This window comes from Pseudarthrobacter sp. WHRI 8279, assembly GCF_040224115.2.
In the GTDB taxonomy this organism is placed as follows: domain Bacteria; phylum Actinomycetota; class Actinomycetes; order Actinomycetales; family Micrococcaceae; genus Arthrobacter.
The window spans coordinates 3089549-3112336 of sequence record NZ_CP168162.1 but is presented as its reverse complement, the minus strand read 5'-3'; the positions used below and the strand labels follow the sequence as shown (position 1 = coordinate 3112336).

12 protein-coding genes and 5 rRNA genes are annotated in these 22788 nt (G+C 60.2%); 16 read left to right on the top strand and 1 reads right to left on the bottom strand.

All coding sequences use genetic code 11. From position 1 onward, the window contains the following. Position 1 precedes the first annotated feature (1 nt). The 4 genes from ABRP28_RS14335 (at position 2) to ABRP28_RS14320 (ending at position 3940) form a co-directional block, all read left to right on the top strand. Positions 2–1075, top strand: coding sequence for an iron chelate uptake ABC transporter family permease subunit (locus ABRP28_RS14335; RefSeq protein WP_350003674.1), 1074 nt, complete (start codon positions 2–4; stop codon positions 1073–1075). A 1-nt stretch (position 1076) separates the two neighbouring features. After that, a complete protein-coding gene (locus ABRP28_RS14330) occupies positions 1077–1892 on the top strand; it encodes an ABC transporter ATP-binding protein (protein WP_350003663.1) in 816 nt (271 codons plus the stop codon). Next, a complete protein-coding gene (locus ABRP28_RS14325; protein ID WP_350003664.1) occupies positions 1889–2929 on the top strand; it encodes a siderophore-interacting protein in 1041 nt (346 codons plus the stop codon). Before ABRP28_RS14330 ends, ABRP28_RS14325 begins: the two co-directional genes overlap by 4 nt. Before the next feature lie 168 nt (positions 2930–3097). Beyond that, positions 3098–3940 (top strand): SGNH/GDSL hydrolase family protein, encoded by an 843-nt coding sequence (locus ABRP28_RS14320; protein WP_350003665.1) that lies wholly within the window; start codon positions 3098–3100, stop codon positions 3938–3940. On the opposite strand, the gene ABRP28_RS14315 is transcribed toward ABRP28_RS14320, so the two are convergent. Continuing rightward, positions 3937–4224 (bottom strand): YciI family protein, encoded by a 288-nt coding sequence (locus ABRP28_RS14315; protein ID WP_231457184.1) that lies wholly within the window; start codon positions 4222–4224, stop codon positions 3937–3939. The genes ABRP28_RS14320 and ABRP28_RS14315 overlap by 4 nt on opposite strands. Before the next feature lie 70 nt (positions 4225–4294). Here ABRP28_RS14315 and ABRP28_RS14310 point away from each other — a divergent pair, with 70 nt between their 5' ends. From ABRP28_RS14310 to ABRP28_RS14255, 12 genes are all read left to right on the top strand, one after another. Further along, a complete protein-coding gene (locus ABRP28_RS14310; protein WP_350003666.1) occupies positions 4295–4774 on the top strand; it encodes a MarR family transcriptional regulator in 480 nt (159 codons plus the stop codon). Between the two features lie 49 nt (positions 4775–4823). Continuing rightward, positions 4824–5585 (top strand): SGNH/GDSL hydrolase family protein, encoded by a 762-nt coding sequence (locus tag ABRP28_RS14305; RefSeq protein ID WP_350003667.1) that lies wholly within the window; start codon positions 4824–4826, stop codon positions 5583–5585. A 254-nt stretch (positions 5586–5839) separates the two neighbouring features. Beyond that, entirely contained in the window at positions 5840–6076 is a 237-nt protein-coding gene (gene rpmB / locus ABRP28_RS14300) for a 50S ribosomal protein L28 (RefSeq protein ID WP_013602738.1), read from the top strand. After that, a complete protein-coding gene (gene rpmG / locus ABRP28_RS14295) occupies positions 6076–6243 on the top strand; it encodes a 50S ribosomal protein L33 (protein WP_013602737.1) in 168 nt (55 codons plus the stop codon). The genes rpmB and rpmG overlap by 1 nt, the downstream gene beginning before the upstream one ends. 2 nt (positions 6244–6245) lie before the next feature. Further along, a complete protein-coding gene (gene rpsN, locus ABRP28_RS14290; RefSeq protein WP_009358853.1) occupies positions 6246–6551 on the top strand; it encodes a 30S ribosomal protein S14 in 306 nt (101 codons plus the stop codon). Between the two features lie 663 nt (positions 6552–7214). Beyond that, positions 7215–8737: ribosomal RNA gene (locus tag ABRP28_RS14285) — 16S ribosomal RNA — on the top strand. Positions 8738–9249: 512 nt separating this feature from the next. Then, a 23S ribosomal RNA gene (locus ABRP28_RS14280) occupies positions 9250–12375 on the top strand. Between the two features lie 212 nt (positions 12376–12587). Beyond that, a 5S ribosomal RNA gene (gene rrf / locus ABRP28_RS14275) occupies positions 12588–12704 on the top strand. Together the 16S, 23S and 5S rRNA genes form the textbook arrangement of a ribosomal RNA operon. Before the next feature lie 118 nt (positions 12705–12822). Beyond that, on the top strand, positions 12823–13830 hold the full coding sequence (locus ABRP28_RS14270) for a LacI family DNA-binding transcriptional regulator (RefSeq protein ID WP_350006237.1): 1008 nt from the start codon (positions 12823–12825) through the stop codon (positions 13828–13830). A gap of 93 nt (positions 13831–13923) precedes the next feature. Continuing rightward, on the top strand, positions 13924–16956 hold the full coding sequence (locus ABRP28_RS14265; RefSeq protein ID WP_350006239.1) for a glycoside hydrolase family 2 TIM barrel-domain containing protein: 3033 nt from the start codon (positions 13924–13926) through the stop codon (positions 16954–16956). A 566-nt stretch (positions 16957–17522) separates the two neighbouring features. After that, positions 17523–19045 (top strand): 16S ribosomal RNA (locus ABRP28_RS14260). Positions 19046–19557: 512 nt separating this feature from the next. Beyond that, positions 19558–22683: ribosomal RNA gene (locus tag ABRP28_RS14255) — 23S ribosomal RNA — on the top strand. Positions 22684–22788 lie beyond the last annotated feature (105 nt).

The following is a 22788-nucleotide window of genomic DNA, read 5'->3' as shown; positions in this document are numbered from 1 at the left end:
GATGGCACTTGACGGCAGTCCGGCGCGCAAATACCCCCGTTTTCTGCCATTTCGGGTGCTGAACCGGACCGCCCTCCTGGCTGCCGCCGTCGTGGTCCTGTTCGCCGTGTCCGTCCTGCTGGGCAGCTACACGGTGACCATCCCGGACTTCTTCAAGATCCTCATCGCGCACCTGACTGGCGGCGAAAAGATCCCCGGCGCCAGCTTCATCGTGATGGAGAACAAGCTGCCGCGGGCCGTCATCGGCACCATGATCGGCGTCGCGTTCGGGCTGGCGGGCGCCCTGTTCCAGACCATGCTCCGCAACCCGCTGGCAAGTCCGGACGTCATCGGTATCAGCTACGGTGCCAGCGCTGCCGCGGTCCTGGCCATCGTGGTTTTCGGGGCCTCCGGGGCCGCGGTTTCCGGTGCTGCCCTGGGAGGTGCGCTGGTTGTTGCGGCCATCATTTACGCCATCTCCAGCAGCGGTACCCTGCGCGGAAGCGGCCGCGGTGATGCTGCCGGCAACCGGCTCATCCTGGCCGGGGTGGGCATCGCCGCAGCGCTGCACGCGGTGGTCAACTTCCTGATGACCCGCGCAGACATCCGCACTGCCGCGGATGTCCTCGTCTGGCTCAACGGCTCCCTGAACTCCGCCAGCTGGGACCGCGCCGGCGTCCTGGCCCTGGCCCTCGCCGTCCTGCTCCCCGCGGTGGTGGTGATTGCCGGTCCGCTGCGCATCCTGGAGCTCGGCCCCGATGCCGCCGCCGGACTGGGGATCAGGGTAGGCGCCACCCGGCTGGCGCTGGTGATCACCGCCGTGGCGCTGGCAGCGGTGGCGACGGCGGCAGCCGGCCCCGTTTCGTTCGTCGCCTTCCTGGCCGGTCCCATCGCCCGGCGGTTCACCGGCAAAGCCAGCCTCCCGGCGTCGGCCCTTGTGGGCGCCGTGATTGTCCTCGCGGCCGACTATGTGGCCGCCAACGTGGCCCCCCTGCTGCTGGACGGCACGGTGCTGCCGGTGGGAGTTATTACCGGAGCGCTCGGTGCCCCGTTCCTGCTGTGGCTCCTGGTCACGGCCAACCGAAAGGATGCCTGAGGTGGCAGTTCTCAACGCCAAGGACCTGACGCTGAAATACGACCAGCGCTGCGTGGTGGACGGCCTCAGTGCCGAGATTCCCGAGGGCAAGGTGACCATGATCGTGGGCGCCAACGCCTGCGGGAAGTCAACCCTCCTCCGCGGACTGTCCCGGCTCCTCAAGCCGGCGGCCGGCGCCGTTACCCTTGACGGCAAGGACATCCACTCCCTTCCCGCCCGGGAACTGGCCCGCACCCTGGGGCTCCTGCCGCAGCACCCCACCGCCCCGGACGGCATTACCGTCCGGGACCTGGTGGGCCGGGGACGCTACCCGCACCAGGGCTTCTTCCGTAGCTGGAGCGAGCGTGACGATGCTGCCGTGCACCGCGCGCTCGAGGCCACGGAGACGCTGGGCCTCGCCGGGCGGAACGTGGACGAACTCTCCGGCGGGCAGCGGCAGCGCGTCTGGATCGCCATGGCCCTGGCCCAGGAAACCGACGTGCTCCTCCTGGACGAGCCCACCACCTACCTGGACCTCGCGCACCAGGTGGAGGTCCTGGACCTCGTGACGGACCTGAACCGCCAGCGCGGCACCACCGTGGCCATCGTTCTGCACGACCTCAACCTTGCAGCCCGGTATGCGGACAACGTGATCGCCATGAAGGATGGCGCCGTGGTGGCAGTGGGTTCGCCGATCGAGGTAGTCACGGAGGAACTGGTCCGCAGCGTGTTCGGACTCGAATCCCGTGTCATCCCGGACCCCGTCTCCGGCACGCCCCTGATCATTCCCATCGGCCGCCACCACGTCCCCGCCAACGAACTGGAGCTCGTCTCATGAAAACCCGCGACATCTCCTCCACTGAGCCCATGACCCTGGCGTTCGAAGTCACTGTCACGTCGGTCCAGGAACTCAGCCCCAACTTCCGCCGGATCACGTTCGGCGGGTATGCCCTGCGGGACTTCGGCGTCCACGGCGACACCCTGGACCTCCGGATCAAGCTGATGATCCCATCCCTCGCAGCAGACGGCACCCCGCTGCCGCTTCCCGTTTTCGAAATGGGCCAGGCCGGCTGGTACCGGGAATGGCTGGCCATGGACCCTGCCGTGCGCGGGTCCATGCGCACCTACACCGTCCGGCAGGCCCGCCTGGACGCGGTGTACCCGGAGATCGACGTGGACTTCGTGATGCACTTCGATGACTCCGGCAACGGCGGGCCGGCGGCCAACTGGGCGCTCAACGCCCAGCCCGGTGACGCCATCACCATCATCGGGCCCAATAACAGGGCTGCGCACTGTGTCACGGCCGAAACCTACTCGGGCATCGAATGGCGGCCCGGGCTGGCGCAGCGCATCCTGCTCGCCGGCGACGAAACCTCCGTTCCCGCCATCTCCGCCATCCTGGAAAGCCTGCCCGAATACATGACGGGGCACGCCTTCCTGGAGGTCCCCGAAGCCGGCGATTTCATGGAGCTGACCTCACCCGCCGACGTCGAGATCACCTGGCTGGCACGCGGTGCGTCCATCGGGCGGTCCCGCCCGCACGGCGAACTGCTCCAGGACGCCGTGCGCAAGGCCGTGCCCGTGCCCGGCTGGGTGGGAATCAAAGCGGCCGACGGCGGCGCGGGCCCCGAGCCGGAGGACGTCAACGTGGACGTGGACATCCTATGGGAGACCCCGGCACGGATGGAGACTTGCGAGATCCAGGCATCCAAGAACCCGGGCATGCCCGCCGGAGCCATGCCCTTCTACGCCTGGATCGCCGGCGAAGCCGCCGTCATCAAGGACATGCGGCGGTACCTGGTGCGGGATGTAGGGATTGACCGGAAACAGGTGGCGTTCATGGGCTACTGGCGGCAGGGTAAAGCCGAGGGGTAGGTCTCGCTGAGCGGCGGGAGCTGGGTGCGCCGCCGGCTCGATGTGTCGCAGACGTTTGCCGCCCTCAGAACGCTCTCGCACTTAATGCGGGTTTTTCGGTGACGCTCCCGCACTTACTGTTCATCCCGCCGTCGTTCTTCCTTTCCTTTTGGCGGCTAGGTTGTGCTGGTGCCTGCTCAACCTTTGCTTCCGGACTCCGGGCGGCGGGTGTTTGTTGCGCTGGGGGACTCTTTTACCGAGGGGGTCGGGGACCGGGACGAGCGGTTGCCCAATGGGGTCCGCGGCTGGGCGGACCGGGTGGCGGAGAGGTTAGCCAAGGCCCAGCCGGGGTGGCGCTACGCAAACCTTGCCATCCGCAGCAAAAGGCTTCGGCACATCGTCAACGAGCAGCTGGAACCGGCGCTGCGGATGAGGCCCACGCTGGTCACGCTGTATGCAGGCGGCAACGACATCCTGGACCTCACAACGGACATGCCGGCGCTCATGGCGGACTACGAAAAGCTCGTGGCGCAGCTGGCGGAAACCGGTGCAACGGTGGTCCTCTTCACGGGGTTCGACGTCAAGGTCTCCGCAGTGCTGGAGCCGTTGAAGAAGCGCAACACCTACTACAACCAGCAAGTGCGGGCCATTGCCGAAAAGTACGGCGCCGTGCTGGTGGACTACTGGTGCCTGGATGCGTTCCACGACCGGCGCATGTGGGACTCGGACCGGCTGCACATGTCCAAGGCGGGACACAAGTACCTTGCGGGGCAGGTGCTGGACCAGTTGGGTGTGCCGCACAAGATTGCGCTGAAGGACTGGGAGCCGCCGGCGCGGCACAGCCTGCGGGAATGGGAGCGGCAGCAGCGGCGCTGGATCCGCGACTGGGTGCTGCCGCTCTTCGGCCGTAAGCTGCGCGGCGTTACGTTGGGGGACGCGCTTGGGCCGCGCTGGCCGGATCCGGTCAAGGTGCCGCGGAAGGGCGGACTGAAGAAACTGGCGGGCGCATCCAACGGCCCGAGTGGGTCCTAGCTGTCCAGCAGGATCTCGTAGCCCGGTGCCACCCTCGCGGCGTGGAACTCCATGACCTCGAAATCCGCAACGCCATTCGTGTAGAACGGGTCCTGCGCTAGGCAGGCATCCAGGGTGGCGCGGTCAGCCTGGGAGAGCAGCAGGCCGCCGGTCCTGGGCACCTTGCGGCCGGCCGCAATAAAGACGCCGTCGTCGAAAGCCTGCTGCAGCCAGGCGATGTGGCCGGCGTTATGGAAATCCACGATGTCCTGCGGAACCCGGTAGCTCAGGGAGACAACATACATGGCCCCAGCCTACCGGCCGCCAGAGAGTCTAGTTGAAGAATCAACCACGCTGCCCTCGTAGAATGGGGATATGACCGAACCGCGCTGGCTCAACGCCGACGAACGCCGTGCCTGGCTGGCCCTGGTGAGCATCAACACCCTTTTGCCCGCAGCCCTGGACACCAAACTCCACACTGCGGGAAAGCTGTCCCTCTTCGACTACACCGTCCTGGCAATGCTTTCCGAGGCTGAGGGCCGGTTCCTCCCCATGAGCGAGCTCGCTGCCCGCAGCAGTGCTTCCCTTTCCCGGCTTTCGCACGTGGTGACCAAGCTGCAGAAGCGCGGGTGGGTTGAGCGCCGCCCCCATCCCCACGATGCCCGTGTCACCACCGCCCATCTGACCGAAGAGGGTATGGCCACCATCGTGGGGCTGGCGCCCGGGCACGTCGAGGACGTTCGTGGCCTGTTCCTTGACGCACTCACAGAGCAGGACGTCCTGGACCTGGCAAGGATTGGTGAAAAGGTAGTGGGCCGGCTGGACTCCGACCACTGGATCCTCCGGGAGAACTGACTCCACCGGCTGGTTGGTTGCTCCCGGCAACGGGTGGCAAACTAACCGGATGGACTTTACTTCCCGGTTTGTCGCGCTCGGAGATTCCTTTACTGAAGGCGTGGGCGACGACGATCCCACCCGCCCCAACGGTGTCCGCGGCTGGGCAGACCGTGTGGCCGAGCAGCTGGCCGCCGCTGACCCTGGCCTCGGTTACGCCAACCTCGCCATCCGCGGCAGGAAACTGCGCCACATCCTGGCTGAGCAGGTGGATGCCGCCGTCGAACTTAAACCAACCCTGGTGACCATCTACGCCGGCGCCAATGACATCCTCCGGCCCAGGATCGACATTGACGACCTCCTGGTGGAGTACGACGACGCCATCGCCAAACTGCGCGCCACCGGCGCCACCGTGGTCATGTTCACAGGCTTCGACGCGCGGGGCTCGAAGGTGTTCAGCACCATGAGGGGCCGCACGGCGATCTACAACGAACTGGTCCGCGGTATCGCTGGAGACCACGGTGCTCTCCTGGTGGACTACTGGCGCTTCAGCGAGTACTACGACTGGGGAATGTGGGCGCAGGACCGGATGCACATGTCCGCGGCCGGCCATGCCAATATGGCCAAGCGGGTGCTGGATGTCCTGGAACACGACCACTCCATCGACATCCCGACCATGACCCCCGTGCCCGAACTCAGCGGGGTGGATGCCCTCCGCGCCAACGCCCGTTGGTTCCGCGAGTATGCCGGTCCCTGGGTGGTCCGCAGGGTGACCGGAAAGTCCTCCGGGGACGGGCTGAAGCCGAAGTATCCCGAGCTCACGCGCCTCTAGCTGCACGGACCGCTTATACACCTTCCAGCGCCGGATTGGTCTTTAATTGCGTGAACTCGTAGACTTGGTAGGCGCTAAGTGCGCGGAGCGTGCGCAATTGCTCCGGTTGCCCGGTAATTTCTCCAGGGCGGCCGGTAGTTAGGGGCTCAAGTTGCGTGACTAACCGTTGCCCTTCTTCACTTTTGGGTCGCCCTTAGCAGCATGGTCCAGCAGCAGATATGCGGATCATTACTTTCAATTCTTGAGGAGAAGTCATGGCAGCACACTGCCAAGTGACCGGAGCCGAGCCGGGCTTTGGGCACAGCATTTCGCACTCGCACCGCCGCAACAAGCGTCGGTTCGATCCAAACATTCAGAAGAAGCGCTACTGGGTTCCGTCCCTGCGCCGTAACGTCACGCTGCAGGTTTCCGCACGTGGCATCAAGACCATCGACGTACGCGGCATCGACGTAGTCGTCGCCCAGATCCTGGCTCGTGGGGTGAAGCTCTAGTGGCTAAGGACAAGGACGTACGTCCGATCATCAAGCTCAAGTCGACCGCGGGCACGGGTTACACCTACGTAACCCGCAAGAACCGTCGTAACGATCCGGACCGCATGGTCCTGAAGAAGTACGACCCCAAGATCCGCCAGCACGTCGAATTCCGAGAGGAGCGCTAAACATGGCTAAGAAGTCCAAGATTGCTCGCAACGAGCAGCGCAAGGTCATCGTAGAGCGTTACGCTGCAAAGCGCCTCGAGCTGAAGAAGACCCTGGTTGACGAAAACGCAACCGACGAAGCACGCGAAGCAGCCCGCCTGGGCCTGCAGAAGCTGCCCCGCAACGCGTCCCCGATCCGTCTGCGTAACCGCGACATCATCGACGGCCGCCCCCGCGGTACCTTCCAGAAGTTCGGCATCTCCCGTGTCCGCTTCCGCGACATGGCCCACAAGGGCGAACTCCCGGGCATCACCAAGTCTTCCTGGTAATCCAGCACTGCTGCTACCAGCTGCTTGAGAAGAGCCGGCAACCTTATGGTTGCCGGCTCTTCTGCATTAAACCTGCACCTCACCCCGGGCTTCCGCGACGGCTCCACGACTGTGCCGCAGCACACAAAACAAAAGTACGACGGCGGAGGCCCCTCCCAGGGTGCCAATGGCCCGTACTTCCGCGGAACGGCGGGGATCGGACCCTCCTGGCAGGGGGATTTGCGGTGGCGCGGGAGCAGGTGTATTGTTTTCTAAGTCGCCGCGAGGGAGACAGCGAAGAGCTGGTAACCACGGCGGCCAAACCCCCAAAAATCAACACCAATTCTGGTAGGGCTTTAGAGCGCTCCTGAAGAGGTTGGGAACGGTTCTCCTCAGATGGAAATCCTGAAACACGGATTTGCTTCGGAGTGAATGATCCGGTAAGTTTGAGAAGTTGCTCCGGAGCGATCCACGGCTGAGAAGTGCTGGTGGTGGTGCCGGGTGTGTCTGTTGTTTGAGAACTCAATAGTGTGCCAAGTTTGTTGATACCAATTGTTTTATTGATTGGTTGTTTTGGCCAGGTCCGCCACCCCGTGGTGTGGTCTGGTTTTTACAGCTGGTTTCAAATTTTGTGCAGCCTTTTGGTCCCGTTTTCCCGGGGCTTGGGGTTGTGTCTGTTTTACTTCAACGGAGAGTTTGATCCTGGCTCAGGATGAACGCTGGCGGCGTGCTTAACACATGCAAGTCGAACGATGATCCCAGCTTGCTGGGGGATTAGTGGCGAACGGGTGAGTAACACGTGAGTAACCTGCCCTTAACTCTGGGATAAGCCTGGGAAACTGGGTCTAATACCGGATATGACTCCTCATCGCATGGTGGGGGGTGGAAAGCTTTTTGTGGTTTTGGATGGACTCGCGGCCTATCAGCTTGTTGGTGAGGTAATGGCTTACCAAGGCGACGACGGGTAGCCGGCCTGAGAGGGTGACCGGCCACACTGGGACTGAGACACGGCCCAGACTCCTACGGGAGGCAGCAGTGGGGAATATTGCACAATGGGCGCAAGCCTGATGCAGCGACGCCGCGTGAGGGATGACGGCCTTCGGGTTGTAAACCTCTTTCAGTAGGGAAGAAGCGAAAGTGACGGTACCTGCAGAAGAAGCGCCGGCTAACTACGTGCCAGCAGCCGCGGTAATACGTAGGGCGCAAGCGTTATCCGGAATTATTGGGCGTAAAGAGCTCGTAGGCGGTTTGTCGCGTCTGCCGTGAAAGTCCGGGGCTCAACTCCGGATCTGCGGTGGGTACGGGCAGACTAGAGTGATGTAGGGGAGACTGGAATTCCTGGTGTAGCGGTGAAATGCGCAGATATCAGGAGGAACACCGATGGCGAAGGCAGGTCTCTGGGCATTAACTGACGCTGAGGAGCGAAAGCATGGGGAGCGAACAGGATTAGATACCCTGGTAGTCCATGCCGTAAACGTTGGGCACTAGGTGTGGGGGACATTCCACGTTTTCCGCGCCGTAGCTAACGCATTAAGTGCCCCGCCTGGGGAGTACGGCCGCAAGGCTAAAACTCAAAGGAATTGACGGGGGCCCGCACAAGCGGCGGAGCATGCGGATTAATTCGATGCAACGCGAAGAACCTTACCAAGGCTTGACATGAACCGGAAACACCTGGAGACAGGTGCCCCGCTTGCGGTCGGTTTACAGGTGGTGCATGGTTGTCGTCAGCTCGTGTCGTGAGATGTTGGGTTAAGTCCCGCAACGAGCGCAACCCTCGTTCTATGTTGCCAGCACGTGATGGTGGGGACTCATAGGAGACTGCCGGGGTCAACTCGGAGGAAGGTGGGGACGACGTCAAATCATCATGCCCCTTATGTCTTGGGCTTCACGCATGCTACAATGGCCGGTACAAAGGGTTGCGATACTGTGAGGTGGAGCTAATCCCAAAAAGCCGGTCTCAGTTCGGATTGGGGTCTGCAACTCGACCCCATGAAGTCGGAGTCGCTAGTAATCGCAGATCAGCAACGCTGCGGTGAATACGTTCCCGGGCCTTGTACACACCGCCCGTCAAGTCACGAAAGTTGGTAACACCCGAAGCCGGTGGCCTAACCCCTTGTGGGAGGGAGCTGTCGAAGGTGGGACTGGCGATTGGGACTAAGTCGTAACAAGGTAGCCGTACCGGAAGGTGCGGCTGGATCACCTCCTTTCTAAGGAGCACCTACAAATTTTCATGCCGCGTATGTGGTGGTGGGGGTTTGTCAGGAGTATATGCCCGTTGCGCAGACGCTAGTTCTGCGGCGGGTGCTCAAGGGTGGAATATCAACAAATAGCGGCTGCCGGTTCTGTCCGGTGCTGAGTACGGTTCTCCCTTTGTGGGGTTCCTGGAAAGGTGCTGGGGGGTGTTGGTGGTTTAGTGTTTGGCACACTGTTGGGTCCTGAGGCAACAGGGCCGCGGGTTCTGCCCCCTTTTTTGTGGGGTGGGGTTTGCGGGTTTGTGTGTTTCTGGTTTCCTGGCTGCACCGATCATGCGTGTGATCCTTTCGGGGGTTGTGTGTGGGGTGTGTGGTTTGGGGTTGTTGTTTGAGAACTACATAGTGGACGCGAGCATCTTTTATAAGAAGCAATTTCCAAGAATATGAACCTGGATCTGTTGTTCTGTCTTTCGGGATGGAGCGGTGGTTTTCATGGTTCTCTCGAAAATTACTGATTGATCTTTTGTGGTCAAGTTTTTAAGAGCACACGGTGGATGCCTTGGCATTAGGAGCCGAAGAAGGACGTAGGAATCTGCGATAAGCCTGGGGGAGTCGATAACCGGACTGTGATCCCAGGGTGTCCGAATGGGGAAACCCCGCCAGGGGCGCGAGTTGCCTGGTGACCCGCATCTGAACACATAGGGTGCGTGGAGGGAACGCGGGGAAGTGAAACATCTCAGTACCCGCAGGAAGAGAAAACAATAGTGATTCCGTTAGTAGTGGCGAGCGAACGCGGATCAGGCTAAACCGTTCCATGTGTGATAGCCGGCGGGCGTTGCATGGTCGGGGTTGTGGGACTTTCCATACCAGTTCTGCCGGGCTGGTGGGGTGTGATGTGCAGGCATAGGTGAACGGTTTTGAAAGGCCGGCCAGAGAGGGTGTTAGCCCCGTAACCGTAATGTTGTGTACCGCCCGGATGAGTATCCCAAGTAGTACGGGGCCCGAGAAATCCCGTGCGAATCTGTCAGGACCACCTGATAAGCCTAAATACTCCCTAATGACCGATAGCGGACCAGTACCGTGAGGGAAAGGTGAAAAGTACCCCGGGAGGGGAGTGAAACAGTACCTGAAACCGTGTGCTTACAATCCGTCGGAGCAACCTTGTAGTTGTGACGGCGTGCCTTTTGAAGAATGAGCCTGCGAGTTAGTGTTACGTCGCGAGGTTAACCCGTGTGGGGCAGCCGTAGCGAAAGCGAGTCTGAATAGGGCGTTGCAGTGGCGTGATCTAGACCCGAAGCGAAGTGATCTACCCATGGCCAGGTTGAAGCGACGGTAAGACGTCGTGGAGGACCGAACCCACTTCAGTTGAAAATGGAGGGGATGAGCTGTGGGTAGGGGTGAAAGGCCAATCAAACTTCGTGATAGCTGGTTCTCCCCGAAATGCATTTAGGTGCAGCGTTGCGTGTTTCTTGCTGGAGGTAGAGCTACTGGATGGCTAATGGGCCCTACAAGGTTACTGACGTCAGCCAAACTCCGAATGCCGGTAAGTGAGAGCGCAGCAGTGAGACTGTGGGGGATAAGCTTCATAGTCGAGAGGGAAACAGCCCAGACCACCAACTAAGGCCCCTAAGCGTGTGCTAAGTGGGAAAGGATGTGGAGTTGCGAAGACAACCAGGAGGTTGGCTTAGAAGCAGCCATCCTTAAAAGAGTGCGTAATAGCTCACTGGTCAAGTGATTCCGCGCCGACAATGTAGCGGGGCTCAAGTACACCGCCGAAGTTGTGGCATTCAGATATTAGCTAAGCCCTTGTGGTTCAGGCGTCTGGATGGGTAGGGGAGCGTCGTGTGGGCGGTGAAGTCGCGGTGTAAACCAGCGGTGGAGCCTACACGAGTGAGAATGCAGGCATGAGTAGCGAAAGACGGGTGAGAAACCCGTCCGCCGAATGATCAAGGGTTCCAGGGTCAAGCTAATCTGCCCTGGGTAAGTCGGGACCTAAGGCGAGGCCGACAGGCGTAGTCGATGGACAACGGGTTGATATTCCCGTACCGGCGAAAAACCGCCCATGCTGAACAGGGGATACTAACTGCCCGAGACCTGCCCGATCGCCCTTGTGGTGTGAGGGTTTTGGTGGAGCGCAGGACCTGATCCTGGGAGGCAAGCGTATTAACAGGTGTGACGCAGGAAGGTAGCCAAGCCGGGCGATGGTTGTCCCGGTCTAAGGATGTAGGGCGAACGGTAGGCAAATCCGCTGTTCATGATGCCTGAGATCTGATGGGACCCCCGTTTGGGGGGATTTGGTGATCCTATGCTGCCGAGAAAAGCATCGACGCGAGGTTTTAGCCGCCCGTACCCCAAACCGACACAGGTGATCAGGTAGAGAATACTAAGGCGATCGAGAGAATTATGGTTAAGGAACTCGGCAAAATGCCCCCGTAACTTCGGGAGAAGGGGGGCCCCAACCTTGATACACCCACGCGGTGTGGAGGGGATCGGGGCCGCAGAGACCAGGGGGAAGCGACTGTTTACTAAAAACACAGGTCCGTGCGAAGTCGCAAGACGATGTATACGGACTGACTCCTGCCCGGTGCTGGAAGGTTAAGAGGACCGGTTAGCCGCAAGGCGAAGCTGAGAATTTAAGCCCCAGTAAACGGCGGTGGTAACTATAACCATCCTAAGGTAGCGAAATTCCTTGTCGGGTAAGTTCCGACCTGCACGAATGGAGTAACGACTTCCCCGCTGTCTCAACCATAAACTCGGCGAAATTGCAGTACGAGTAAAGATGCTCGTTACGCGCAGCAGGACGGAAAGACCCCGAGACCTTTACTATAGTTTGGTATTGGTGTTCGGAGTGGCTTGTGTAGGATAGGTGGGAGACGTTGAAGCCCGGACGCCAGTTCGGGTGGAGTCATCGTTGAAATACCACTCTGGTCACTTTGGACATCTAACTTCGGCCCGTAATCCGGGTCAGGGACAGTGCCTGATGGGTAGTTTAACTGGGGCGGTTGCCTCCTAAAAAGTAACGGAGGCGCCCAAAGGTTCCCTCAGCCTGGTTGGCAATCAGGTGTCGAGTGTAAGTGCACAAGGGAGCTTGACTGTGAGAGAGACATCTCGAGCAGGGACGAAAGTCGGGACTAGTGATCCGGCGGTACATTGTGGAATGGCCGTCGCTCAACGGATAAAAGGTACCTCGGGGATAACAGGCTGATCTTGCCCAAGAGTCCATATCGACGGCATGGTTTGGCACCTCGATGTCGGCTCGTCGCATCCTGGGGCTGGAGTAGGTCCCAAGGGTTGGGCTGTTCGCCCATTAAAGCGGTACGCGAGCTGGGTTTAGAACGTCGTGAGACAGTTCGGTCCCTATCCGCTGCGCGCGCAGGAAATTTGAGAAGGGCTGTCCTTAGTACGAGAGGACCGGGACGGACGAACCTCTGGTGTGTCAGTTGTACTGCCAAGTGCACCGCTGATTAGCTACGTTCGGATGGGATAACCGCTGAAAGCATCTAAGCGGGAAGCTCGCTTCAAGATGAGATTTCCATACACCTTGTGTGTGAGAGGCCCCCAGCCAGACCACTGGGTTGATAGGCCGGATGTGGAAGCGAGGACTAACGACTCGTGAAGCTGACCGGTACTAATAGGCCGATAACTTACACCACACACCCTCTTCCGTGAACGGATTCAAAAGACGTTCACACCAGGAAAGGGTAAAAAGATAACAAGACTGCTTGCGTCCACTATGTGGTTCCCAACCAACAAACCCACCCGGTTTGCTGGCAAGGAACCAACAACTGAATATCAACACCACAATGTTGTAACCACACAAGACTTCCCACACCACCCCCACGGGGTTGGTGGCGGGTAACAGGGTTACGGCGGTCATAGCGTGGGGGAAACGCCCGGTCCCATTCCGAACCCGGAAGCTAAGACCCACAGCGCCGATGGTACTGCACCCGGGAGGGTGTGGGAGAGTAGGTCACCGCCGGACACACATTAACGGTCGAGGCCCCAACCACCATGGTTGGGGCCTCCCACATTTAACACACCACACCCGCCTCGAAATCGGCGGACCACCAGGCAGTTGGCGGCCCCCTAGACTTACGGTCATGACCCCGACTTCCAGCGGCCCACAGGTACACCGCGCGACTATCCTGGACGTTGCGGCGGCTGCAGGGGTATCCCGGCAGACCGTCACCCGTGCCATGAATGACATGCCCGGTATCAGCGCTTCCACGCGGGAGCGCGTCCAGCGGTTGGCGGCAGAACTGGGGTATTCACCAAGCAGGTTCGCCAAAGCCCTGGTACAGGGTGCCCGGACATCCCTGGGACTCGCTATCCCTGATCTGACCAACCCCTACTTCCCGGAGTTTGCTTCCAGTGTGGTTGAAGAAGCCACGCAGCGGGGCTGGAACGTGGTGGTTGATGATTTTGGCCACGGCAGCGGAACCGGCCTGGACGCCGTCGAGCGGCTGGGGCCCCAGGTTGATGCCCTCGTGGGCTACCTCGGTCCCAGCTCAGATGCGGCCCAATCACTGATGGGCCGCCGGCCCGTGGTGGTTCTCGACTACCCTTCAAGCCAGGCAGCCGGCGGCATCTCCTTTGACTACGCCCATGCCGCCCGGATCGCCCTGGAACGGCTGCAGTCCAGGCAGCGCCGGCGGATCGCCTACCTTGACGCGGACCAGGAGCGGCCCGCCACCACCCGTGGGCGGGCTGTTGCAGCAGCGGCAGCAGAAGCCGGCATTTCGCTCACTGTCCGGCAGGCAGGGGAGTCGGCCCAATCAGCCCGGGCGGCAGTTCGCGCCCTGATCCAGGACGAAGGCGGGATAGACGGGCTCGTGGCGTACAACGACCTTATGGCGGCAGGGGCGCTGAAGGCCTTGCGGGACGCCGGGCGGAGGGTTCCGGAGGATTGCGCCGTGATCGGGATGGACGGCATACCCCTTGGCGAGCTGGTGACACCGGAGCTGACCACCCTCTCACTTGACCTCAAGGCGGTAGGCCGGGCCGCCGTCGACCTCGTGGATGATCTCCTGTCCGGCAGGATCAGGGCGGGAAGCCCCGATAGCTCGCTAACCCTGAACCACCAGCTCGTCCTTCGCCAATCGGCCTGACCCCTACTCAACGTGGGCACAAACGGTTAGGCTTATTCACGGCCCGTGAACGTTCACGCTTTTTAGCAGCGACTCCCTGAAGCAAGGAAGCCCATGTCAGTCGAAACACCATCCGCCCTGGCGGACAGCACCCCGCAAAGCAGCCCTGGTTCAGCAGGCATGGACCTGCAGCTTGGCTCCGCCGATATCCAGGACCTCGAATCCCTTGCCGCGGGCCGGGGCACCCTGCCCGCACGGGCCTACTTGAAGAGCGATGCCCCGCGGTTGTCCCTGAACGGGGACTGGCAGTTTCGCCTTAGCCCCGGCGTCCGGACGGCCCCCAGCGATGACTGGCAAGCGGGCAAGGACCTGTGCGGATTCACGAGCCTGCCCGTGCCCTCCAGCTGGCCGATGCACGGACACGGCGCCCCCGCCTACACCAACGTTCAGTTCCCGTTCGCAGTGGAGCCGCCGCACGTTCCGGAAGCCAACCCCATCGGGGACCATCTGGTGGTGTTTGAGGCCGGGCCGGAGTTCTTTCCGCATGCCCTCCTGCGGTTCGACGGCATCGAGTCGGCAGGGACCGTATGGCTGAATGGCGTGGAGCTCGGGACCACCCGTGGAAGCAGGCTCGCCCACGAATTCGATGTCTCCGGGATCCTGGAGCAGGGAGAAAACACCCTCGCTGTCCGCGTCGCCCAGTTCTCGGCCGCCAGCTACGTTGAAGACCAGGACATGTGGTGGCTCCCAGGTATTTTCCGCGATGTCACCCTGCAGGCCAGGCCCGATGCCGGCATTGACGACGTCTTCGTCCACGCAGACTACGACCACGTCACCGGCGAAGGCACGCTCAAGATCGAGGCGAGCCGTGGCGGCCAGGCGATTGACGCCGTCGTCCGCGTTCCCGAACTGAATTTGGAACTGCCCGCCGGCACCGAGGTGCGTGTTCCCGCCGTCGAGCCCTGGTCCGCGGAGGTCCCGAAGCTCTACGAGGCCACCGTTGGCACCCTTGGAGAGAACGTCGCACTCCAGATTGGCTTCCGCAGTATCACCATCGAGGATGCGCAGTTCAAAATCAATGGACGGCGGATCTTGCTGCGCGGCGTGAACCGCCACGAGCACCATCCACGGCTTGGCCGGGTGGTGCCCCGGGATGTCGTGGAGGCGGAGCTGCGGCTCATGAAGCAGCACAACATCAACGCGATCCGGACCTCGCACTACCCGCCCCATCCGGAATTCCTCGCCCTGGCGGACCAGCTGGGCTTCTACGTTGTGCTCGAGTGCGACCTGGAAACGCACGGCTTTGAGAGTGCCGGATGGGCACAGAACCCCAGCGACGACCCCCGGTGGAAAGACGCCTTGGTGGATCGCATGCGCCGCACGGTTGAGCGGGACAAGAACCACGCGTCGGTGGTCATGTGGTCCCTGGGCAATGAGGCGGGTACCGGCAGGAACCTGGCCGCCATGGCGCGCTGGGCCAAGGACCGGGATCCGTCCCGTCCCATCCACTACGAGGGAGACTGGTCCTCCGCGCACGTGGACGTCTACTCCCGGATGTACGCCAGCCAGGCGGAAACGGCACTGATCGGCCAAGGGATAGAGCCTGCCCTGGAAGATGCCGCACTGGACTCCCGACGCAGGACCATGCCCTTTGTGCTCTGCGAATACGTGCACGCCATGGGTAACGGCCCGGGCGGCATGAGCGAGTACCAGGAGCTTTTTGAGAAGTACCCGCGCCTGATGGGCGGGTTTGTGTGGGAATGGCTGGAGCACGGCATCACGGTTGCCACGCATGACGGCGTTGAGCACTACGGCTACGGAGGCGACTTCGGCGAGGAAGTCCATGACGGCAACTTCGTCACTGATGGGCTTGTTGACGCGGACCGCAATCCCCGGCCCGGTCTGCTGGACTTCAAGAAGGTCATCGCGCCGCTGCGCATTGATGTCGCCCGCGACTGGTCCGGCTTCACCCTCCGTAACGGCCAGGACTTTGCGGACACTTCCGCATTCAGCTTCCGCTACGAGGTGGCGGCCGACGGCGGCACGGTCGACGCCGGCTCCGTAGAGGTTGCGCACGTCGCACCCCAGTCCGAAACGGTTGTGGAGTTGCCCGCCAGTGTCGCCGCCTTGGCAGCAGGGCTGCCTGATGGCCAGCCGGCCGTCCTCACTGTTCAGGCGGTTCTCGGTGCGGATTCCGACTGGGCGGATGCGGGGCATGAAGTTGCGTGGGGGCAGTCTGTCCGGGAGCCTGCGGCGCCTGTGGCGCCGGCGCCGGTCGAGTCCGTCCAGGTCCAGGGAAATGTGCTCACACTGGGGCCGGTTGTCTTCGACCGGGCCACCGGCATGCCTGCCTCGATTGGCGGCATTCCGGTGGAGAAGCTGGCGCTGAACTTGTGGTGGGCTCCGACCGACAATGATCTCGGCCGGGAGTGGGGCGGTGCCGACGAGCGGCCGCTGGCAACCCAGTGGCAGGACGCAAGGCTGGACCGGCTGCACACCCGGTTGCTCAGCATCTCTGCAGCTGCAGGACCCGACGGCGGCGAGGCCCTCACGGTGTGTACGCGGGTGAGTGCGGCAGACAAACAGTACGGCGTGCTTGTGGACTACACCTGGACCACCGACGGGGAGGCTGTTGGGCTCCGGACCCGGGTCCGGCGTGACGGCTCCTGGGTCAATCGCGGCTCTGAGGTGGAGTGGGCGCGGATAGGGCTGGAACTCGTGTTGGGCGAAGATACCGGGGCGGTGAGCTGGTTCGGCCAGGGTCCCCACCAGAGCTACCCGGACACCGGGCAGGGGGCTCGGGCCGGCTGGTTCTCGCTTCCCCTGGAGGATATGGATGTGGACTACGTGCGGCCGCAGGAATGCGGTGCCCGGTCCGGTACCAGGTCCGCCGCGCTGCAGCTGGGTGGCAGGATGCTCGAGATCAGCGGTGACGCCTTTGCCCTGACCGTCCGGCCCTACAGCCAGCATTCCCTGGACGCGGCGGCACACCGGCCGGACTTGAAGGCGGACGGGCGGACCTACCTGTACCTCGACCATGCGCTGCGAGGGGTGGGTACTGCTGCCTGCGGTCCCGGGGTCCTGGAGCAGTACCGCCTCAAGCCGCGGGATGCAGACTTCAGCCTGACCCTGAAGGTGGGCAGCTGACGGTAAAGGGATATGTGAGCCAGTACATACTGGGCCACGTCCTCCTGCAAAGGGCTTGAATCGGGCTCCACGCCTCCGAAAGTCCCAGAATTCCGGGGTTTTTGGAGGCATGGGGCCTGTCCAGGGCGGATTTGCGGAGCAGCCGTCAGCCGTGTATTGTTTTCTGAGTCGCCGCCGCTGAAGCGGAAAAATAGCGACCAACCCCCTTACAAACAGCCTGAAAATGGTTCGCCTGCTGGCGCGCCGGATAAGGGTGGGGACGGTTGAGAGGAACGCAAAGCGCCGGAAACGCCGATTTGCAAAGCTTCTCGAAAGCCGGTAAGTTTGAGAAGTTGCTCCGGAGCGATCCACGGCTGAGAAGTGCTGGTGGTGGTGCCGGGTGTGTCTGTTGTTTGAGAACTCAATAGTGTGCCAAGTTTGTTGATACCAATTGTTTTATTGATTGGTTGTTTTGGCCAGGTCCGCCACCCCGTGGTGTGGTCTGGTTTTTACAGCTGGTTTCAAATTTTGCAGTGTGGTGGCCGCGTTTTCCCGTGGTGCCATGTTGTGTTCGTTTTTGTTTTTCTTCAACGGAGAGTTTGATCCTGGCTCAGGATGAACGCTGGCGGCGTGCTTAACACATGCAAGTCGAACGATGATCCCAGCTTGCTGGGGGATTAGTGGCGAACGGGTGAGTAACACGTGAGTAACCTGCCCTTAACTCTGGGATAAGCCTGGGAAACTGGGTCTAATACCGGATATGACTCCTCATCGCATGGTGGGGGGTGGAAAGCTTTTTGTGGTTTTGGATGGACTCGCGGCCTATCAGCTTGTTGGTGAGGTAATGGCTTACCAAGGCGACGACGGGTAGCCGGCCTGAGAGGGTGACCGGCCACACTGGGACTGAGACACGGCCCAGACTCCTACGGGAGGCAGCAGTGGGGAATATTGCACAATGGGCGCAAGCCTGATGCAGCGACGCCGCGTGAGGGATGACGGCCTTCGGGTTGTAAACCTCTTTCAGTAGGGAAGAAGCGAAAGTGACGGTACCTGCAGAAGAAGCGCCGGCTAACTACGTGCCAGCAGCCGCGGTAATACGTAGGGCGCAAGCGTTATCCGGAATTATTGGGCGTAAAGAGCTCGTAGGCGGTTTGTCGCGTCTGCCGTGAAAGTCCGGGGCTCAACTCCGGATCTGCGGTGGGTACGGGCAGACTAGAGTGATGTAGGGGAGACTGGAATTCCTGGTGTAGCGGTGAAATGCGCAGATATCAGGAGGAACACCGATGGCGAAGGCAGGTCTCTGGGCATTAACTGACGCTGAGGAGCGAAAGCATGGGGAGCGAACAGGATTAGATACCCTGGTAGTCCATGCCGTAAACGTTGGGCACTAGGTGTGGGGGACATTCCACGTTTTCCGCGCCGTAGCTAACGCATTAAGTGCCCCGCCTGGGGAGTACGGCCGCAAGGCTAAAACTCAAAGGAATTGACGGGGGCCCGCACAAGCGGCGGAGCATGCGGATTAATTCGATGCAACGCGAAGAACCTTACCAAGGCTTGACATGAACCGGAAACACCTGGAGACAGGTGCCCCGCTTGCGGTCGGTTTACAGGTGGTGCATGGTTGTCGTCAGCTCGTGTCGTGAGATGTTGGGTTAAGTCCCGCAACGAGCGCAACCCTCGTTCTATGTTGCCAGCACGTGATGGTGGGGACTCATAGGAGACTGCCGGGGTCAACTCGGAGGAAGGTGGGGACGACGTCAAATCATCATGCCCCTTATGTCTTGGGCTTCACGCATGCTACAATGGCCGGTACAAAGGGTTGCGATACTGTGAGGTGGAGCTAATCCCAAAAAGCCGGTCTCAGTTCGGATTGGGGTCTGCAACTCGACCCCATGAAGTCGGAGTCGCTAGTAATCGCAGATCAGCAACGCTGCGGTGAATACGTTCCCGGGCCTTGTACACACCGCCCGTCAAGTCACGAAAGTTGGTAACACCCGAAGCCGGTGGCCTAACCCCTTGTGGGAGGGAGCTGTCGAAGGTGGGACTGGCGATTGGGACTAAGTCGTAACAAGGTAGCCGTACCGGAAGGTGCGGCTGGATCACCTCCTTTCTAAGGAGCACCTACAAATTTTCATGCCGCGTATGTGGTGGTGGGGGTTTGTCAGGAGTATATGCCCGTTGCGCAGACGCTAGTTCTGCGGCGGGTGCTCAAGGGTGGAATATCAACAAATAGCGGCTGCCGGTTCTGTCCGGTGCTGAGTACGGTTCTCCCTTTGTGGGGTTCCTGGAAAGGTGCTGGGGGGTGTTGGTGGTTTAGTGTTTGGCACACTGTTGGGTCCTGAGGCAACAGGGCCGCGGGTTCTGCCCCCTTTTTTGTGGGGTGGGGTTTGCGGGTTTGTGTGTTTCTGGTTTCCTGGCTGCACCGATCATGCGTGTGATCCTTTCGGGGGTTGTGTGTGGGGTGTGTGGTTTGGGGTTGTTGTTTGAGAACTACATAGTGGACGCGAGCATCTTTTATAAGAAGCAATTTCCAAGAATATGAACCTGGATCTGTTGTTCTGTCTTTCGGGATGGAGCGGTGGTTTTCATGGTTCTCTCGAAAATTACTGATTGATCTTTTGTGGTCAAGTTTTTAAGAGCACACGGTGGATGCCTTGGCATTAGGAGCCGAAGAAGGACGTAGGAATCTGCGATAAGCCTGGGGGAGTCGATAACCGGACTGTGATCCCAGGGTGTCCGAATGGGGAAACCCCGCCAGGGGCGCGAGTTGCCTGGTGACCCGCATCTGAACACATAGGGTGCGTGGAGGGAACGCGGGGAAGTGAAACATCTCAGTACCCGCAGGAAGAGAAAACAATAGTGATTCCGTTAGTAGTGGCGAGCGAACGCGGATCAGGCTAAACCGTTCCATGTGTGATAGCCGGCGGGCGTTGCATGGTCGGGGTTGTGGGACTTTCCATACCAGTTCTGCCGGGCTGGTGGGGTGTGATGTGCAGGCATAGGTGAACGGTTTTGAAAGGCCGGCCAGAGAGGGTGTTAGCCCCGTAACCGTAATGTTGTGTACCGCCCGGATGAGTATCCCAAGTAGTACGGGGCCCGAGAAATCCCGTGCGAATCTGTCAGGACCACCTGATAAGCCTAAATACTCCCTAATGACCGATAGCGGACCAGTACCGTGAGGGAAAGGTGAAAAGTACCCCGGGAGGGGAGTGAAACAGTACCTGAAACCGTGTGCTTACAATCCGTCGGAGCAACCTTGTAGTTGTGACGGCGTGCCTTTTGAAGAATGAGCCTGCGAGTTAGTGTTACGTCGCGAGGTTAACCCGTGTGGGGCAGCCGTAGCGAAAGCGAGTCTGAATAGGGCGTTGCAGTGGCGTGATCTAGACCCGAAGCGAAGTGATCTACCCATGGCCAGGTTGAAGCGACGGTAAGACGTCGTGGAGGACCGAACCCACTTCAGTTGAAAATGGAGGGGATGAGCTGTGGGTAGGGGTGAAAGGCCAATCAAACTTCGTGATAGCTGGTTCTCCCCGAAATGCATTTAGGTGCAGCGTTGCGTGTTTCTTGCTGGAGGTAGAGCTACTGGATGGCTAATGGGCCCTACAAGGTTACTGACGTCAGCCAAACTCCGAATGCCGGTAAGTGAGAGCGCAGCAGTGAGACTGTGGGGGATAAGCTTCATAGTCGAGAGGGAAACAGCCCAGACCACCAACTAAGGCCCCTAAGCGTGTGCTAAGTGGGAAAGGATGTGGAGTTGCGAAGACAACCAGGAGGTTGGCTTAGAAGCAGCCATCCTTAAAAGAGTGCGTAATAGCTCACTGGTCAAGTGATTCCGCGCCGACAATGTAGCGGGGCTCAAGTACACCGCCGAAGTTGTGGCATTCAGATATTAGCTAAGCCCTTGTGGTTCAGGCGTCTGGATGGGTAGGGGAGCGTCGTGTGGGCGGTGAAGTCGCGGTGTAAACCAGCGGTGGAGCCTACACGAGTGAGAATGCAGGCATGAGTAGCGAAAGACGGGTGAGAAACCCGTCCGCCGAATGATCAAGGGTTCCAGGGTCAAGCTAATCTGCCCTGGGTAAGTCGGGACCTAAGGCGAGGCCGACAGGCGTAGTCGATGGACAACGGGTTGATATTCCCGTACCGGCGAAAAACCGCCCATGCTGAACAGGGGATACTAACTGCCCGAGACCTGCCCGATCGCCCTTGTGGTGTGAGGGTTTTGGTGGAGCGCAGGACCTGATCCTGGGAGGCAAGCGTATTAACAGGTGTGACGCAGGAAGGTAGCCAAGCCGGGCGATGGTTGTCCCGGTCTAAGGATGTAGGGCGAACGGTAGGCAAATCCGCTGTTCATGATGCCTGAGATCTGATGGGACCCCCGTTTGGGGGGATTTGGTGATCCTATGCTGCCGAGAAAAGCATCGACGCGAGGTTTTAGCCGCCCGTACCCCAAACCGACACAGGTGATCAGGTAGAGAATACTAAGGCGATCGAGAGAATTATGGTTAAGGAACTCGGCAAAATGCCCCCGTAACTTCGGGAGAAGGGGGGCCCCAACCTTGATACACCCACGCGGTGTGGAGGGGATCGGGGCCGCAGAGACCAGGGGGAAGCGACTGTTTACTAAAAACACAGGTCCGTGCGAAGTCGCAAGACGATGTATACGGACTGACTCCTGCCCGGTGCTGGAAGGTTAAGAGGACCGGTTAGCCGCAAGGCGAAGCTGAGAATTTAAGCCCCAGTAAACGGCGGTGGTAACTATAACCATCCTAAGGTAGCGAAATTCCTTGTCGGGTAAGTTCCGACCTGCACGAATGGAGTAACGACTTCCCCGCTGTCTCAACCATAAACTCGGCGAAATTGCAGTACGAGTAAAGATGCTCGTTACGCGCAGCAGGACGGAAAGACCCCGAGACCTTTACTATAGTTTGGTATTGGTGTTCGGAGTGGCTTGTGTAGGATAGGTGGGAGACGTTGAAGCCCGGACGCCAGTTCGGGTGGAGTCATCGTTGAAATACCACTCTGGTCACTTTGGACATCTAACTTCGGCCCGTAATCCGGGTCAGGGACAGTGCCTGATGGGTAGTTTAACTGGGGCGGTTGCCTCCTAAAAAGTAACGGAGGCGCCCAAAGGTTCCCTCAGCCTGGTTGGCAATCAGGTGTCGAGTGTAAGTGCACAAGGGAGCTTGACTGTGAGAGAGACATCTCGAGCAGGGACGAAAGTCGGGACTAGTGATCCGGCGGTACATTGTGGAATGGCCGTCGCTCAACGGATAAAAGGTACCTCGGGGATAACAGGCTGATCTTGCCCAAGAGTCCATATCGACGGCATGGTTTGGCACCTCGATGTCGGCTCGTCGCATCCTGGGGCTGGAGTAGGTCCCAAGGGTTGGGCTGTTCGCCCATTAAAGCGGTACGCGAGCTGGGTTTAGAACGTCGTGAGACAGTTCGGTCCCTATCCGCTGCGCGCGCAGGAAATTTGAGAAGGGCTGTCCTTAGTACGAGAGGACCGGGACGGACGAACCTCTGGTGTGTCAGTTGTACTGCCAAGTGCACCGCTGATTAGCTACGTTCGGATGGGATAACCGCTGAAAGCATCTAAGCGGGAAGCTCGCTTCAAGATGAGATTTCCATACACCTTGTGTGTGAGAGGCCCCCAGCCAGACCACTGGGTTGATAGGCCGGATGTGGAAGCGAGGACTAACGACTCGTGAAGCTGACCGGTACTAATAGGCCGATAACTTACACCACACACCCTCTTCCGTGAACGGATTCAAAAGACGTTCACACCAGGAAAGGGTAAAAAGATAACAAGACTGCTTGCGTCCACTATGTGGTTCCCAACCAACAAACCCA